Raw genomic sequence first — 15163 nt, forward strand, 5'->3', positions numbered from 1 at the left:
TGCATTTCCCGCTCTCGATATGTAATAACATTACGCATTTAGAGGATGCCGCCTGGCGCTGTCAAGTGAAGCCTGCCGAATTTGGCTCGTCGGCGGCAAGGGGCGCTCCAACGCTGCGCCATATCGGTGCGACTGTGACGGGATCGGTGCGATTGCGCGGGATGCGCAATTTCGATCAAACTGGCCGCGCCAGGAAACGGCAGGATGATCTGGCCAATGCGAGGAGCAAAATGAACTCGACCGAGAAAGCGCTGTGGTTCGTCGAAAGTCATCTGCCGGAGGCTGTTACACTCGACGATGTCGCGCAAAGCAGCGGGGTGTCGCGTTTTCATGTGACGCGGGCTTTCGGGGCCGCCACCGGCCGGTCGGTGATGGGCTACATGCGCTCACGCCGGCTGACCGAGGCGGCGCGCAAGCTGGCCGGCGGGGCGCCCGACATCCTCAGCGTCGCGCTCGACGCCGGCTACAACTCGCATGAGGCGTTCACCCGGGCCTTCCGCGATCAGTTCGGCACCACGCCGGAACTGGTGCGCGCGCAAGGCACACTCGACAAGCTCGACCTGCTGGAGCCGATCCTGATGGACCAGTCCTTCCTCACCAATCTCGAACCGCCGCGTTTCGAGACCAGCCGGCCGTTCCTGATTGCCGGCCTCGGCGAACGCTACAGCTGCGAAACCAGCGCCGCCATCCCGACGCAGTGGCAGCGCTTCGGCCCCTATATCGGCAACATTCCGGGCGAGGCCGGCGACGTCGCCTATGGCGTCTGCGTCAACGGCGACGATGCCGGCAATTTCGACTACATCGCCGGCGTCGAAGTGTCTGATTTTTCCGACCTGCCCAAGGAATTCAGCCGGGTGCGGGTGCCGGCGCAGAAATATGCGGTCTTTGCCCACCGCGAACACATTTCGACCATTCGCCGGACGGTCAACACGATCTGGAACAAGTGGCTGCCGGCTTCCGGCCACGAGATATCGGATGCGCCGGAATTCGAACGCTACGGCCCTGAGTTCGACCCACGCAGCGGCAATGGCGGGCTGGAGATCTGGATACCGGTGAAGGCGTAGTCGGTCAGGCCATCGGCAGCGCCGGCCAGCGATCGACTATCCCGCCGCCGGAAAACACAGCGATCGACCCGAACTGCTGCAGCACGGCTTCGCTCTGCGTCGGCCTTAGAAACGCGTAGTCGCCGGGTTTTGCGGTCGCGTCGGCGGGCAAGCCCATGAATTGCTGGTTGGAGGACAGGCCGAGCAGCCCGTTCGCCTTCATGCCTTCGGGGAAGACGGGCTCGGCCATCCACTTGCCGCCATAGAGATAGCAGCCCTTGCGCGGGAAGCGGCCGAGCGCCTGCAGCAGGCGGGTGACGGCCGGCGGGCCAGGCAGCATCGGCTCGACCATTTTCAAGATCGGCGTGGCGATGAAGGCCGCCGGCTGGAAGCCGTCGAGGCCTGGCGTATCGAAATCACTGGGCAGCACGAAGGCCGAGCCCATCGAGACCTCGTTGGCCATGCCGCCATGATGAAGCAGCGCGGTCTTGCTGCCGCCGATGTTCAGGATACGGCGCTGGTCGGCGCCGAGACAGGCGACGAACGCCGAGGCCTGCGCCGACGCCTTGGCCAATGCCTTTGCCGGTCCGCCGAAAAGGCCGGGAATGAGCGGCGCATGCGCCTCGTAGGCCATGACGCCTTCGCAATGCAGCCGGGCCGGCAACGCGCTCAACGCCTTCGACAAGGCCTCAGGATTGGCGAACCCGCCGCGATGCAGCCCGACATCGATCTCGAAAGCGATGCGCAGGCCGATGCCGAGTTCGCCAGCGAGGGCGCCATATTCCGCCAGTCTCTCCTCGCTGTCGATCAGCCAGCAGACACGCGACCAGTCGACCACGCCCCTCGAAAGCACAGCCCTTGCCGCATCGACAGGCATCGGCTTGCCATACAGCAGATCGGCATCCGGAAACGCCTTCAGCACCGCCTCGCTGATCGGCGGATGGAAGGTCATGAAGCGCTCACTGCCGAGCGCCTTGCCGATATGCGCAAGCAGCGGCAGGCAGGCGAGCGATTTGTCGACCAGCCGCACGGCCAGGCCGGGATCCAGTCTCTCCTTTACCAGGGCAATGTTGCTGTCCAGCCGGTCGCGATCGAGCAGCAGGCAGGGCTGGAAGATGCCGGCTTCCTTCAGCGCATCCGACAGGGTGGAAAAATAGGTGCTCATCATTCGATGCCGAACAAGCCGGCCATATAGGGCGAGACGAAGCGGTTTTGCGGATCGACGTCGCGGCGCACCGCCATGGCGTCGTCCCAGCGCGGGTAGAGCTTTTTCAGATCCGCCGCCTTCAGGCTGTGCATCTTGCCCCAATGCGGCCGGCCGCCATATCTGCGGAAGATCGGCTCTGCCGCCCGCATGAACGGCAACGGATCGTTCGCCGCGTCATGGTGGATGGCGATGGAGCAGGTCAGCCTGTTGTAGAATGGCGAAAGCCAGAACTGGTCCGGCGCGACCGAGCGCACCTCCATCGGGAAATAGACCTCGGGAAAACGCTTCTCGGTCAGCTCGATGATCTCGGCCAGCGCCTTCGGCCCTTCCTCGAACGGCAAATGATATTCCATCTCGTTGAACTTGGTCTGCCGGTCGCTGGCATAGACGTTGAGCCAGTCCTGCACGTAGTCCTCGGCCGGCAATTTGGCGATGGCGCCCAGGATCAGACGGCCACGCAGCGATGGCAGCCAGGCAAGTGAGGTGCGCAGCCTGCGCAGTGTCCTCAAACCCGACTCGTCCTCTTCCGGCGGCCGTGCGGTGGGTGCGGCGTCGCTGAAATCGCTGGCGATGAACTGCGCATAGCCGGAAAACGGAATGTAATAGAATTCGGCCGAGCGATGCGCGGCCATCATCGCCTCGAAGTCGCGCAGCATCTCAGTGATCGGCAGCACATATTTGCGGCGGCGCAACCGGTAGGTCACGATGTTGTTCAGCGTCACTTCGGTGAGCACGCCGAAAGCGCCGAGCGCGACACCGATGGCATGGATCATGTCCTGATCCCCTGCCTGCTTGAAGTCGCGGACCTTGCCGAGCCCGTCGACGATCTGCACCGTCTCCAGCTGCGTGTGATAGGCGCCGAGCGTCGGTCCGGAGCCGTGCGTGGCTGTGCCCAGCGCGCCGCCGATCGCCTGGCGGTCGATGTCGCCCATGTTGGGCAGGCCCTGGCCGATGCCTTGCAGGATGCGCATCAGCGGGCCGAGCCGGGTCCCTGCCCGCACCCGCGCCTGATGTGTTTCGGCGTCGTGCGAGACCAGCCCTTCCAGCCTTTCCAGGGACAGGATCGTGCCTTGCGATTTCACCAGCGGCGTGAAGGAATGACCGGCACCGGCGACGCGCACCGGGCCAGGCGCGGTCCGGACGAGATCACCGAGTTCACCGGCATCGCCGGGGCTGGCGATCAGCTTGGGCTCGGCGCTTACAAAGCCCGACCAGTTGCTCCAAACGTTTGACATGCCACCTCCCCGCTCAGGCAACCGCACGACGGCGACGTGACACAAGGACGAACAGACCGAGCAGCGCCACGCTGGCCACCGCGCTGGCGGCGGCGAATTCCGGCACCGGCCGGAAATCCTTGCCATCGATGAGCAGCGACGCCGCGATCGGTCCGATCGCCAGGCCGAAAAGCTGGGCCGCCGGCACCAGCAGCACAGCGGTCCGCGTCTCGTCGGCGGTGATCGCCAGACGTATCTGGTAGGGCACGATGAACAGCAGGATAAAGCCCATAGCCAAGGCAGCGACCCAGAACGTCGTCAGGCCAGGGCTACTGGCAAGAACCAGGGAGCTGACAAGCGCGACGACGCCGATCGCCGCGATGGCAAGGCGATAGTCGATGCGTGCTTCGAACGCCGTCGCCGTCATCGCCCCCAGGACCTGTACGGCGAGGCTGGCCGAGACGATCAGGCCGACGGTGCGGGCATCGATGCCATACTGTGCGCCAAGCGGTTCCAGAAAGGCCCAGACCGCGCCGAAGAACATGAAATAGCAGAAGACCGACAGCAGCGCGGTGAGTGAAGGAACCGTCAGCACATTGGCCAAATTCTCCTCCTTGGGCAGGTCGGCATAGTCACCGGGAACAGTGAAGGCGACCGCCAGAGACGCGATGCAGACGACGGCAAGAACGATGAAGCCCCCTGCCGACCCTGCGGCCGGGATTACATAGAGCGCCAGCAACAGGGCGAGCGCGCATTGCGCCAGCGTCTGCATGGTGACGAAATAGCCGCCGATGCGCTCGGCGCGCCGCGAGCGGGCGATCAGTTCGGTGGCGATGGCGACCAGACCGCCCTCGGCGAGCCCGGCCAGGGCGCGGGCCGCAATCAGCGTGCCGGCGCTCGCGGCATAGGCCGTCCACACATTGGCCAGCGCCAGCAGCAGCAGAAGGACGGCACTTTTCCAGCGCATGTGGTGCGCCGAAAGCAGCATCGCCACGACAGCCGAACCGATGGCAATGGCGATCATCTCGGCGGTGGCGACCAGCGCCAGTTCGTCGCCGCTGACATGACCCTCAGTGTAAAGGGCGCCGAGCAACACGGGCTGCAGCCCGAGGATGAGCAGGCCCACCGAACCGATCCACAGGGCCGAGGCAAGCTGCCAGCCGGTCGGATTGCCGACCAGCCAGTCGCCACTGCCTGCATGGCCGGTGTCTGTCGAAGCCAAAGGCGCCTCCCAACGTCCTTGCCGTGCGGCAAAAAAGCTGACAACCTGTCAGTATTTCAGAAACTGATACTTGATCATATTTCTTGTCAACCGGAATTTGAAAACTGTGCGAAAGATCGGTGCATGACCGAATTGAAAAGAATGGCGACCGAGCCGAGGCGCAGGCCCAAGCAGGAACGCAGCCGCGAGCGCATCGACGCGATCCTGTCGACGACCATGCGGCTGATCGGGGAAAAGGGTATCGACGCCGTCACCATGAAGGAGGTCGGCATGCTGGCGGGCGGGCCGATCGCCACCGTCTACCACTATTTTCCCAACAAATCGGCGATCCTGGCGATGCTCTATGAACGGTTTTCAGAGGTCAGCCGGGCACGGCTGACGACGATCATCGCCGAAATCCACGAGGCGAAGGATGTGATCGTGGCCGCTGACCGGCTGCTCGATGATTATCTCAACCGTGTCGCCGGCGATCCGGCCATTCAGGATCTGCAGAACGCCATCCAGGCCGACAAGGCGCTCAAGAACCTCGACATCGCGGAAACCCGGTACCAAGCCAAAATGTTCTGCGACCACGTCATCGCCTTGCTCAAGCCCGAGAGGCGCGAGCAGTTCGAACGCATGGTTCTGCTGATCTTCCAGCTCGCCGGCGGCGTGGTGCGCCTGGCGCTCGCCGAGGGCGAACCGGAAAGCCGCCAGACCATCGAGGATTACCGGTCTATCATTCACACCCAGCTGCGGCTGTTTTTGTAGCCGTGGCGATCGTCAGCAAGCTGCCGCGAATGAGAGGTGTCGGGCATCGCAAGCATCAGAACGCCCGCTATGCGACCTGGCGGACAAGGGCTTCGAAGCCGTCGGCAAGATTGGCATTGCCGGCAGCGAGAAACGCAGAAAGATTGCGGGCGCCACCGGGCGTCTTGTTGGCATCAAGCAGCACCGCCCTGCCCTCATGCATGACGAAATCGAACTTTCCGTAGTCAAAGCCAAGCCGGCGCCTCAACGTGCGAAGCTCGTCGGGAACCGGAACCGGCTCACGTCGGATCGTGTCGTCGCCCTTGACGAGGCTCTGCGGCGAGACATGGCGGGTGCAGCGCTCGCGCTCGCCGCAGAATATCCAGAAGCGGGCTCCAAAGCCGTCCGCCTCCGGCTCGGGAATGAATTTTTCGACGACGAGATCGCTGCGGTCGAAGACCTCCGGCGCAACATCCGAAAGGGATGCATAGACGCGATAACCCTCGATGAGCTCGACGCCGGGAAACGGCTTCGGCTTCCCGGCTCGCAGCGATCGCCGGTTGAGCGCTTGCTCCCGCATCCCGAGATTGTTGAGATTGCTCTTGACGATGACCGGTCCTTGCCAGTCGTCCTCCTTGCCGATCACCGCGCCACTGACGCGTCGCTTGGAGATGTCGGCGGCTCCGATGTTCAGGCAAAAGGGAAAAGCGCGTGCGTATTCGACATATTCGGGGGGCGTCACAGTCGCATCGACGTGCAGCACCGCGATGTCGGCCTCCGGCTTTGCCGACGTTCCGGGGATTATGCGGACGGAATGACCGCGTCGCTTCAGTTCCTCCAGCAAACCGAAAAGCATATAGGAGCTCCGGCGGCGAAACAGCAGGCCACGCCGGCGTTCGAACCTGTCGAACTCATGCGTAATAACCGCGATGCGTGTCATGCGCCCCCCGAGCTTGGCTTCATCAGCGTCCTCCATTATGCCTGCAAATACAATGCCGGCTTGGGGGTGTGGATGACCGACCATTGGAATGCCATTCGAGGGCACTGGCAGTTGCTCGGGCCACCGTTGCGGCCGCCAGCGGAAGCGGTTGAGGCCTATGAGCGTGAGCTCGACCTTTCGAAGGCGCACGTCATTCTGCTCGGCGTGACGCCGGAACTCGCCGGGCTCGGGACGACGATGATGGCCGTCGACGAATCCTCCGACATGATCGCCGGTATCTGGCCAGGCGACACCGCGTTGCGAAAGGCAATCAACGGCGACTGGCTCGACTTGCCGGTGTCGGACGCAAGCATAGATGCGGTGATCGGCGATGGCTGCCTGTCGGCGCTCGGCCTTTCAACCGCGCGCCGGGCGCTATTTGCGGCGATCGCCGGCGTACTGCGCACCGGCGGCCGAGCGGGACTGCGTCTCTTTGCCGGTCCCGAAACACCGGACGATCCGGCGGCGGTGCGGGCGCTTGCACTGTCGGGCGGTGTCTCGACCTTCCACGAACTCAAATGGCGCGTCGCAATGACCGCGACGGGCGACGCGCCCGACCATGCCATTCCGGTCAGGACGATCGCGGAAAGGTTCGATGCACTGTTTCCTGACCGCAAAGAGCTTTCGGCTCGCACGGGCTGGGACCTGCCCACCATCGGCACCATCGATGTCTATCGGAACTCGCCGGCCATCTACACCTTCGCGCCGGCGACTGCATTGGCGAGCGAGGCGGAAGCGTTCTTTGGTGATGTTCGCATCGCTTTGACCGGGAGCTATGGGCTCGCCGAGCGATGCCCGCTGTTGGTGCTGCGGGCGCCAAGACACTGAAGATAGCAGGACGGCGCTCGAGCCGGGGCAGGCGCAACCCAGGCTTTGTTAAATCGTGCGGCAGCATGAGAAAAATTTCGCTCGCATCGCGGCCTTCGCGCACCTTGACTCTCAAAAGCCGTCAGCCTATTTCAGCGCCACGTTAGCACTCTCCATTGGTGAGTGCTAACTCATATGTCCGGCGCCGCCGGATGGAGGAACTGTTTCTCACCGTTCTCATCGAGGAAGAAAAAATGGCAAAGTCGAAGTTCCGCCCGCTTCATGACCGCGTGGTCGTTCGCCGGGTCGAATCCGAATCCAAGACCGCTGGCGGGATCATCATCCCCGACACGGCAAAGGAAAAGCCGCAGGAAGGCGAGATCATCGCTGTCGGCTCCGGCGCTCGTGACGAAGCTGGCAAGCTGGTCCCGCTGGACGTCAAGGCCGGCGACCGCATCCTGTTCGGCAAGTGGTCGGGCACCGAAGTCAAGCTCAATGGCGAAGACCTTCTGATCATGAAGGAATCCGACATCATGGGCATCATCGGCTGATATCAGGCCTTTCCCCGTCAACTGAATTCCCGGGCTCGATCAAAGCCCCTGCCAGGAGCTAAAAATGGCTGCCAAAGACGTAAAATTCTCCCGTGATGCCCGCGAGCGCATGCTGCGCGGCGTCAACATCCTCGCCGACGCGGTGAAGGTCACGCTCGGCCCCAAGGGCCGCAACGTCGTCATCGACAAGTCGTTCGGCGCCCCGCGCATCACCAAGGACGGCGTCACCGTCGCCAAGGAAATCGAGCTTGAAGACAAGTTCGAGAACATGGGCGCGCAGATGGTCCGCGAAGTTGCTTCGAAGACCAACGACATCGCCGGCGACGGCACCACGACCGCGACCGTTCTGGCACAGTCGATCGTCCAGGAAGGCCACAAGGCCGTTGCCGCCGGCATGAACCCGATGGACCTGAAGCGCGGCATCGATCTGGCCGTGACCGAAGTCGTCGCGGCTCTCGGCAAGGCTGCCAAGAAGATCAAGACCTCCGAGGAAGTCGCCCAGGTCGGCACGATCTCGGCCAATGGCGACGAGTCGGTCGGCAAGATGATCGCGGAAGCGATGCAGAAGGTCGGCAACGAAGGCGTCATCACGGTTGAAGAAGCCAAGACCGCCGAGACCGAACTCGAAGTCGTCGAAGGCATGCAGTTCGACCGCGGCTACCTCTCGCCCTACTTCGTCACCAACGCCGACAAGATGGTTGCCGAGCTCGAGGACGTCTACATCCTCCTGCACGAGAAGAAGCTGTCCAACCTCCAGGCCATGCTGCCGGTTCTCGAAGCCGTCGTGCAGACCTCGAAGCCGCTGCTCATCATCTCGGAAGACGTCGAAGGCGAGGCTTTGGCCACGCTGGTCGTCAACAAGCTGCGTGGCGGCCTGAAGATCGCCGCCGTCAAGGCGCCGGGCTTCGGTGATCGCCGCAAGGCCATGCTGGAAGACATCGCCATCCTCACCGGTGGCCAGGTCATCTCGGAAGACCTCGGCATCAAGCTCGAGAACGTCGGCCTCAACATGCTCGGCCGCGCCAAGAAGGTGTCGATCTCCAAGGAGAACACCACCATCGTCGACGGCGCCGGCAAGAAGGCCGAGATCCAGGGCCGCGTCGCCCAGATCAAGCAGCAGATCGAAGAGACCACTTCGGACTACGACAAGGAGAAGCTGCAGGAACGTCTGGCGAAGCTCGCCGGCGGCGTTGCGGTGATCCGCGTCGGCGGCGCGACGGAAGTCGAGGTCAAGGAAAAGAAGGATCGCGTCGATGACGCCCTCAACGCGACCCGCGCGGCCGTCGAAGAAGGCATCGTTGCTGGTGGTGGCGTAGCCCTGCTGCGCGCTTCGGCCAACATCAAGGCCACCGGCGTCAACGCCGACCAGGCCGCCGGCATCAACATCGTTCGTCGTGCGCTGCAGGCTCCGGCCCGCCAGATCGCGGCCAACGCCGGTGCGGAAGCATCGATCGTTGCCGGCAAGATCCTTGAGAACAAGGGCTTGACCTTCGGCTACAACGCCCAGACCGGCGAATATGGCGACATGATCGCCATGGGTATCGTCGATCCGGTCAAGGTTGTCCGTACGGCTCTCCAGGACGCGGCCTCGGTCGCCGGCCTGCTGGTCACCACCGAAGCCATGATCGCGGAGGCTCCGAAGAAGGAGTCGGCTGGCGGCGGCGGCATGCCTGGCGGCATGGGCGGCGGCATGGGCGGTATGGGCGGTATGGATTTCTAATCCAGCCCTATCAGCCTTCAGATACGGAAAGGGCGGCAGAGATGCCGCCCTTTTTGTTTTGCGCAGCGGTCGTCGTGGCCTCTCAGACGGCGGCATCCGCGCGTTGCTTTACCTCGCCGGCAAGCACCGCGGCTTCGATCAGCGCCGCCACTTCATCGGCCACGGCCTGTATCGGAGCGCGGTCGCGGGTGGCGCGGGCGATCACCATCAGTCCTTCCAGCGACGATTCGACCAGCAGTGCCAATGCATGCGCGCGGCGCTCGGGCACCCCCGCCCTGACGAAGGCGTCCCGCAGCAGGCCTATCCACTGTTCGAAGGCCGAGCGGCACAACTCCGCCAGTTCCGGCACGTCGGTGGGCGAGTCCAGCACGACAGGCGCGACCGGACAGCCGAGCGAAAACTGGTTGTCTTCCAGCATGCGCCCCACCGACTGGTAGATATGATGGACGGCCACCGCCGGATTCTTTTCGGCAGCCAGCGCTTCGCCCAGCCTCTCCGTCACGTCGGCAACGCTAGCGCGCGTCACCTCGATGACCAGTTGGTCCTTGCCGCCGGGAAAATGAAAATAGAGCGAGCCCCGCGGTGCGCCGCTGGCGCTCAATATGTCGTTGAGCGAGGTGCCGTGATAGCCGCGCTGCCTGAGCAGCAGCCCAGTCGTCTCGAGTATGCGGGTGCGGGTGTCGTTGGCCATGTCAACCTCTGTCAGCAGGAATCATTATAGGCCTTGCGCAGAATATGACAATCGGTCTACATAATATGTAGATCAGTCTATATATTCCTGAGGAATGCCATGCGAAGGGAGAACGACAATGACAATTCGTGAAGCCTCGGCCAAATGGCAGGGGACGCTGAAGGAAGGTTCGGGACGGTTGCGGCTCGGCAGCGGCGTCTTCGAAGGCGCCTATTCCTTCCCGTCGCGTTTCGAGAACGGTCCGGGCACCAATCCGGAGGAACTGATCGCCGCAGCGCATGCAGGCTGCTTCTCGATGGCGCTGAGCGCCATACTGGGCAACGCCAATCATGTTCCGACAAGCATCAGCACCGTCGCCAAGGTGCATCTTGGCGCAACCGCTGCCGGTCCGACGATCACCCGCATCGAACTCGAAACCGAGGCAGAGGTCGCGGGACTTGCCGAAGATGAATTCGAGCGCCTTGCACAGTCCGCCAAGGCGGGCTGCCTCGTCTCGCGGGCCCTTGCCGGCGTGTCCCAGATCACCCTCAAGGCAACACTCGTCGAAGCCACCAAAGGCCAATGAAGCCAGGAGAAAGAAGATGACACAGGAGCTTGTCATGGACGCAGCCGCGTACGACCTGTCCCAGCAGACGGCCGAGATCATGCGGCGCTACAACGACGTATTCCAACGCCATGATCCTTCGGCACTCGCCGAGCTGGTGGCTGAGGATTGCGTGATCGAGAACACCGTGCCAGCGCCGGACGGCGCCCGTTATGCCGGTCAAGCGGCGTGCGTCGGGCTTTGGGCGGCGATAGCAACCCAGGCCGGCACGCGCTTCGATATCGAGGAAACCTTCGTTGCCGGCGACCGGGCAACGATCCGCTGGCGCTATTTCATGACCGACGGCAATTCGCTGCGCGGCGTCAACCTCATGCGCGTGGCCGGCGGGCGGATCGTCGAAGCGATGGGCTATGTGAAGGGGTAGCGTGCCCGAGCAATTCCCCGAAAGCGCATAACGGCTTTTCGCCCGGAATAGCGCAACAAAGAGGAGCGGATCAGCGAGACTGAACCGCTCCCCGTGGCGCTACCGATCGGCCAGCGCCAGCTTCGCGCCGAGCATGACGAAGGCGCCGGCGAAGGTCCGGCGCATCCAGGTCAACACCATTGGCCGCGAGACGACGTGGCTGCGGATCGAGGCGGCGAAGATGCCGTAGCCGACGAAAACCACGAAGGTCAAAAGCATGAAGACGGAACTCAGTTCCAGCATCTTCGACAGCGCATTGGGCTCGGTGGTGCTGACGAATTGCGGCAGGAAAGCGAAGAAGAAGATCGACAGTTTCGGATTGAGCACGTTGGCGAGGATCCCGGTGGCAATCACCTTGCCGGCCGAGCGCGGCGTCACATCCTGCTCGACGCTGAGGCCGCCATTTTCCTTCAGCGTGTTCCAGGCCATGTAGAGGAGGTAGGCGACGCCGAGATATTTCAGCGTCTCGAAGGCAAGCGCGCTGGTGTGCAGCAGCGCCGCAAGGCCGGTGATGGCGGCGGCCATGTGTGGGATGATGCCGAGCGTGCAGCCGAAGGCGGCGATGACGCTGGCCCGCGCGCCGCGCGAAAGGCCGGCGCTCAGCGTGTAGAGAACGCCGGTGCCGGGCGAAGCCACGACGATCAGCGACGTCAACAGAAATTCGATGCTCACGATGGTTCCTCCGGCACCCGACCCGGCCAGGAACGTATCGGGCTGCGGGTCGGCGCACAAGCGGAGGTGATCGGAGCTTGGCTACACCGGCAATCCGAGCGCTCGGCGTGCCATCAGACACTCCTCGTCGCCGGGCATGCAGGCGCGACAGACGTCTGGCCGGACGTCGTAGATGCCGCAAGCGGTCGACTTGCCGATCTCGCCGGACAGCGCCGAGCAGCGCACGCCCTCGCAGCGCATGCCTGACAGGTCAGATGCGACATATTTTTCCGGGATACGGTCGAGCTGCGCGTCATCCTCGGTGGAAAAGCGCGGCCACTCGGCCGAATAGGAGCAGCAGGCACCGCAGCTTTGGCAATCGAAGGTGCCCTGTTGCGACGACAAAACGCTCGCCACCAGGGCGGACAGCCCTGGCGCGGCGGGGTTGCGATCGGCGTCTTGCGGCAAGGCGCTATTTCTTCTTAGCCGTCTTGCCCTTCGGCGAATCCGCCGGCGACTTGAACAGATCGGTCGCGGCCTCGATGGCGTCGCCGGCCTTCGGCGCGGCAACCGGCTTGGCCGGTTTTGCCGCGGCACCCGAGGCTGCCGGCTGATCCTTGGAGGAGAATTTTATGGCCATGTCAGTCCTCGTCGGCGAAGCGCGATGATGGGGCGCGCGGATTGCGCAGGCGGCCGATCAGCGCCGAAACGGCCGTGATGTTCATTTCCTCGGGCGACCAGTTTTTCACCGCCTCGATGTGATGGGCCGCCAGCTCGCGATGCGTGCTGCCGCTGTAGGCCGCGTCCTGATAAGTCACCCGCTCATGGGTTTTGGCGTCTTCACGGACATATTCGATCAGGTAATTCGGGCATTCGGCGCGGCCGCGCACGCCGACGCGCACCTGGGCATCGCCGTGGGCACGCTTGCAGCGTTCGAGCTTTTCCAGCACACGCCGTACGAATTCGACCGGCTTGTCGAGGCCTTCGACCATATCGGCAATGGTTGCATCGGCGGCGATCGGTGTTGGCGGTACGCGTTTGGTGGCCATCAGCGTCTTCCGGCCCGCTTCGGCAAAGCGGCTAGCGCGGCGGCGGCGGCCATCTCGTCGGCCTCCTTCTCCAGGCGCAATTCGCGCAGCCGCGCGGTCTTGGCTTCGCGTGCCTCGCTGACGGCGTCGCGCTCGGAATTGATGCGGTTGAGCGACATCGACTGGGTTTGCGTCTTGCTGAACAGGGACACGGCCTGATCGACGGTTGTCTTTGAACTGGTGGTCAAATCTTTCTCCTGTCAGGAGCCTGTGCCGATGGAGCGAGACCGGGTCTTCGGTCAGGATCACGCACAAAGCAATACGCGCGGCGAATTCAAATTGCTGGAGCGTCCCTTAGCACGTCCAGGCCGGCGCGCAGCGCACTTTCGGCGGTAAGGCGCGCAAAATGAAAAAGGCCAGGCACCGCCTGACCTTCCATGAGAGCGTCGCGCAACCAGACGACATCCAAAAGGATGCACCGGGGGTGCACGGGAACGCCCTGCTTATGCACATGATATGCCGTGGAAACTCAGGTCTCCGCGGCCATGCGCCCGAATTCGCCACTCACCGGTGCCAGTACATCCGTGGTCACCGGGAGAGCTGAATTCGTTTTTCAGGCCGCCTTCAACTGGTCGGCGGACATCTTGCCCGACTTGTTGTCGCGGACCATCTCGTAGCCGAGCTTCTGGCCCTCGACGATGTCGCGCATGCCGGCGCGCTCTACGGCCGAGATGTGGACAAAAACGTCGGCCGAGCCGTCGTCAGGCTGAATAAAACCAAAACCTTTGGTGGCGTTGAACCATTTAACTGTGCCGGTGCTCATGACGAACCCTTTCCATGGCAAATATTCGTTCGACGCCATGCGGATGCACAACGTCGTTTGTCCCGATTTTTGATGTGGGAAGTTCGTCAAAGGCGCGCTCGAAAGCGCGGATAACAAAAGTCAGTCAAACAAATATCGACGATTTGCTTATAGGCTTCTTTTGGGGCGCTGTCAAATTTGCATAAAGCCACAGCTGCGGAATTCTCCCAAACCACCTGGCCAAAACACCTGACATGACGGCAAATCGGACCCCAAACAGCGCGCTTGCGCCAACTTGAAAAACGTTTTCCGGCATCCAGGAACCATCTGCGCAGACGCGCATTTATTCGGTGTCATCAGCAGTTCATGAGAGCAATCGAATAACAGTTGATGGCAAAGACGCCCCCCGCACGATAAAAGGTGCGAGGGGCGTTTTCGTTTGGATCCTATTCGTCCGGGCCGGGTTCCGGCCACGTCTCCCTGGCCGCCTCGGCATACCAGTGGCGCATCGCCGGCGTTGCCAGCACGGCATCGACATAGGCGCGCGTATCCTGCGCCAGCGTGCCGCCATAGGTATCGAAACGGGTGACGACAGGCGCATACATGGCATCAGCCACGGTGAAGTGGCCGAACAGGAACGGGCCGCCCTTGCCGTATTTTTCCCGGCACTCGCGCCACAGCGCCTCGATGCGGGCGCGTTGCGCCTCGCCCTCGGCGTCAAGCGGCTTGTGGCCCTTCGGCCGACGCAAATTCATCGGCCAGCCATAGCGAACCTCGCGAAAGCCGGAATGCATCTCGGTCGCGGCCGAACGCGCCAGCGCACGGGCGTCGATATCGGCGGGCCAGAGCTTTTTCTCGGGAAACAGGTCGGCGAGATATTCAAGGATGGCAAGGGTTTCCCAGACGATCTTGCCGTTGTGATTCAGCACCGGCACCTGACCGGTCGGCGACACTTTTGCCAGATTGGCAAAAGTTTCAGGCGTGCGCAGCCGTACGAAACCTTCCTCGAACGGGATCTCCAGATGCCTCATCGCCACCCATGGCCGCAGCGACCATGAGGAGAAACACTTGTTGCCAATATAGAGCGTAAATTCTGCCATTTTTCTCCCCGCACGCACGGCCTCCAAAATCCCATTGCCAACGCGTGTTCACAGCCTAGCCCACCGACCTTGCCCCAGGCGGCGGCCGCGCGACCTGATCTGCCGATCGGGCGACGCCTGGAACCTAACCGACATCGGCTCGTTAGCTACCGCAATGAATTCCTTCGAATTCAAAATCCCGGGAGATGCGCAAAAATGGTGAACAAGGATCAGGTCGCGGGCGTGGCCAAGCAGGTCAAGGGCTCGGTCAAGGAAGCCGCCGGCAAGGCAACCGGCAACCGGCAGACCCAGGCCGAAGGCACGGCCGACAGGATCGCCGGCAAGGTGCAGAAGGCCTATGGCGACGTCAAGGACAAGGTCAGGAAGGCGCTCTGATCCGCATCGAGGAACGCGTTGTTATCGAGGGAAAGGC

At 62.9% G+C, this 15163-nt stretch carries 20 protein-coding genes; 8 read left to right on the forward strand and 12 right to left on the reverse strand.

Features of this window, described 5'->3' with window-relative positions; all coding sequences use genetic code 11:
• Positions 1-230: 230 nt before the first annotated feature.
• Positions 231-1064, forward strand: coding sequence for an AraC family transcriptional regulator (locus NKJ37_RS12410; protein WP_352442482.1), 834 nt, complete (start codon positions 231-233; stop codon positions 1062-1064).
• Positions 1065-1068: 4 nt separating this feature from the next.
• On the opposite strand, the gene NKJ37_RS12415 is transcribed toward NKJ37_RS12410, so the two are convergent.
• The 3 genes from NKJ37_RS12415 to NKJ37_RS12425 are packed head-to-tail and all read right to left on the reverse strand — an operon-like array spanning position 1069 to position 4686.
• A complete protein-coding gene (locus tag NKJ37_RS12415; RefSeq protein ID WP_352442483.1) occupies positions 1069-2208 on the reverse strand; it encodes a DSD1 family PLP-dependent enzyme in 1140 nt (379 codons plus the stop codon).
• The gene (locus tag NKJ37_RS12420) at positions 2208-3485 is read right to left on the reverse strand and encodes a D-arabinono-1,4-lactone oxidase (protein ID WP_352442484.1); all 1278 of its coding nucleotides are present in this window, start codon (positions 3483-3485) and stop codon (positions 2208-2210) included. Before NKJ37_RS12420 ends, NKJ37_RS12415 begins: the two co-directional genes overlap by 1 nt.
• Positions 3486-3498: 13 nt before the next feature.
• A complete protein-coding gene (locus NKJ37_RS12425) occupies positions 3499-4686 on the reverse strand; it encodes an MFS transporter (RefSeq protein WP_023813510.1) in 1188 nt (395 codons plus the stop codon).
• Positions 4687-4809: 123 nt separating this feature from the next.
• Between NKJ37_RS12425 and NKJ37_RS12430 the strand changes: the two genes are divergently transcribed.
• On the forward strand, positions 4810-5436 hold the full coding sequence (locus NKJ37_RS12430) for a TetR/AcrR family transcriptional regulator (RefSeq protein ID WP_023813509.1): 627 nt from the start codon (positions 4810-4812) through the stop codon (positions 5434-5436).
• A gap of 67 nt (positions 5437-5503) precedes the next feature.
• Here the strand turns inward: NKJ37_RS12430 and NKJ37_RS12435 are convergent, their stop codons facing one another.
• The gene (locus NKJ37_RS12435) at positions 5504-6355 is read right to left on the reverse strand and encodes an ATP-grasp domain-containing protein (RefSeq protein WP_023813508.1); all 852 of its coding nucleotides are present in this window, start codon (positions 6353-6355) and stop codon (positions 5504-5506) included.
• A gap of 72 nt (positions 6356-6427) precedes the next feature.
• Here NKJ37_RS12435 and NKJ37_RS12440 point away from each other — a divergent pair, with 72 nt between their 5' ends.
• The 3 genes from NKJ37_RS12440 (at position 6428) to groL (ending at position 9472) form a co-directional block, all read left to right on the forward strand.
• Entirely contained in the window at positions 6428-7222 is a 795-nt protein-coding gene (locus tag NKJ37_RS12440; protein WP_352442485.1) for a class I SAM-dependent methyltransferase, read from the forward strand.
• Between the two features lie 233 nt (positions 7223-7455).
• Positions 7456-7752, forward strand: coding sequence for a co-chaperone GroES (gene groES, locus NKJ37_RS12445; protein ID WP_006203049.1), 297 nt, complete (start codon positions 7456-7458; stop codon positions 7750-7752).
• A gap of 64 nt (positions 7753-7816) precedes the next feature.
• The gene (gene groL / locus NKJ37_RS12450) at positions 7817-9472 is read left to right on the forward strand and encodes a chaperonin GroEL (protein WP_127289069.1); all 1656 of its coding nucleotides are present in this window, start codon (positions 7817-7819) and stop codon (positions 9470-9472) included.
• Between the two features lie 82 nt (positions 9473-9554).
• Here groL and NKJ37_RS12455 read toward each other — a convergent pair whose 3' ends face one another.
• Complete coding sequence (locus NKJ37_RS12455) at positions 9555-10163, reverse strand: TetR/AcrR family transcriptional regulator (RefSeq protein WP_352442935.1); 609 nt, start codon at positions 10161-10163, stop codon at positions 9555-9557.
• Between the two features lie 118 nt (positions 10164-10281).
• On the opposite strand from NKJ37_RS12455, the gene NKJ37_RS12460 reads away from it, so the two are divergent.
• Positions 10282-10728, forward strand: coding sequence for an OsmC family protein (locus NKJ37_RS12460; RefSeq protein ID WP_352442934.1), 447 nt, complete (start codon positions 10282-10284; stop codon positions 10726-10728).
• 16 nt (positions 10729-10744) lie between these two features.
• Positions 10745-11131, forward strand: a complete 387-nt coding sequence (locus NKJ37_RS12465) for a nuclear transport factor 2 family protein (RefSeq protein WP_128306034.1) — start codon at positions 10745-10747, stop codon at positions 11129-11131.
• A 99-nt stretch (positions 11132-11230) separates the two neighbouring features.
• Here the strand turns inward: NKJ37_RS12465 and NKJ37_RS12470 are convergent, their stop codons facing one another.
• The 7 genes from NKJ37_RS12470 to NKJ37_RS12500 form a co-directional block, all read right to left on the reverse strand.
• A complete protein-coding gene (locus tag NKJ37_RS12470; protein WP_031213900.1) occupies positions 11231-11842 on the reverse strand; it encodes a LysE family translocator in 612 nt (203 codons plus the stop codon).
• An 81-nt stretch (positions 11843-11923) separates the two neighbouring features.
• Positions 11924-12289 carry a YkgJ family cysteine cluster protein gene (locus NKJ37_RS12475; protein ID WP_023814146.1) on the reverse strand — a complete coding sequence of 122 codons (366 nt, stop codon included), beginning with the start codon at positions 12287-12289 and terminating at the stop codon, positions 11924-11926.
• Between the two features lie 4 nt (positions 12290-12293).
• Positions 12294-12461: a hypothetical protein gene (locus NKJ37_RS12480; protein WP_023814145.1), complete on the reverse strand. Its 168-nt coding sequence runs from the start codon at positions 12459-12461 to the stop codon at positions 12294-12296.
• 1 nt (position 12462) lies between these two features.
• Complete coding sequence (locus NKJ37_RS12485; protein WP_013532398.1) at positions 12463-12870, reverse strand: hypothetical protein; 408 nt, start codon at positions 12868-12870, stop codon at positions 12463-12465.
• Positions 12870-13097 carry a hypothetical protein gene (locus NKJ37_RS12490; RefSeq protein ID WP_013532399.1) on the reverse strand — a complete coding sequence of 76 codons (228 nt, stop codon included), beginning with the start codon at positions 13095-13097 and terminating at the stop codon, positions 12870-12872. The genes NKJ37_RS12485 and NKJ37_RS12490 overlap by 1 nt, the downstream gene beginning before the upstream one ends.
• Positions 13098-13462: 365 nt before the next feature.
• The gene (locus tag NKJ37_RS12495) at positions 13463-13672 is read right to left on the reverse strand and encodes a cold-shock protein (protein ID WP_010915421.1); all 210 of its coding nucleotides are present in this window, start codon (positions 13670-13672) and stop codon (positions 13463-13465) included.
• A gap of 425 nt (positions 13673-14097) precedes the next feature.
• On the reverse strand, positions 14098-14751 hold the full coding sequence (locus NKJ37_RS12500; protein ID WP_023814142.1) for a glutathione S-transferase family protein: 654 nt from the start codon (positions 14749-14751) through the stop codon (positions 14098-14100).
• A gap of 195 nt (positions 14752-14946) precedes the next feature.
• Here NKJ37_RS12500 and NKJ37_RS12505 point away from each other — a divergent pair, with 195 nt between their 5' ends.
• Entirely contained in the window at positions 14947-15126 is a 180-nt protein-coding gene (locus NKJ37_RS12505) for a CsbD family protein (protein ID WP_023814141.1), read from the forward strand.
• Positions 15127-15163 lie beyond the last annotated feature (37 nt).

Origin of the sequence: Mesorhizobium sp. M0140 (assembly GCF_040322475.1) — a bacterium.
GTDB lineage: Bacteria > Pseudomonadota > Alphaproteobacteria > Rhizobiales > Rhizobiaceae > Mesorhizobium.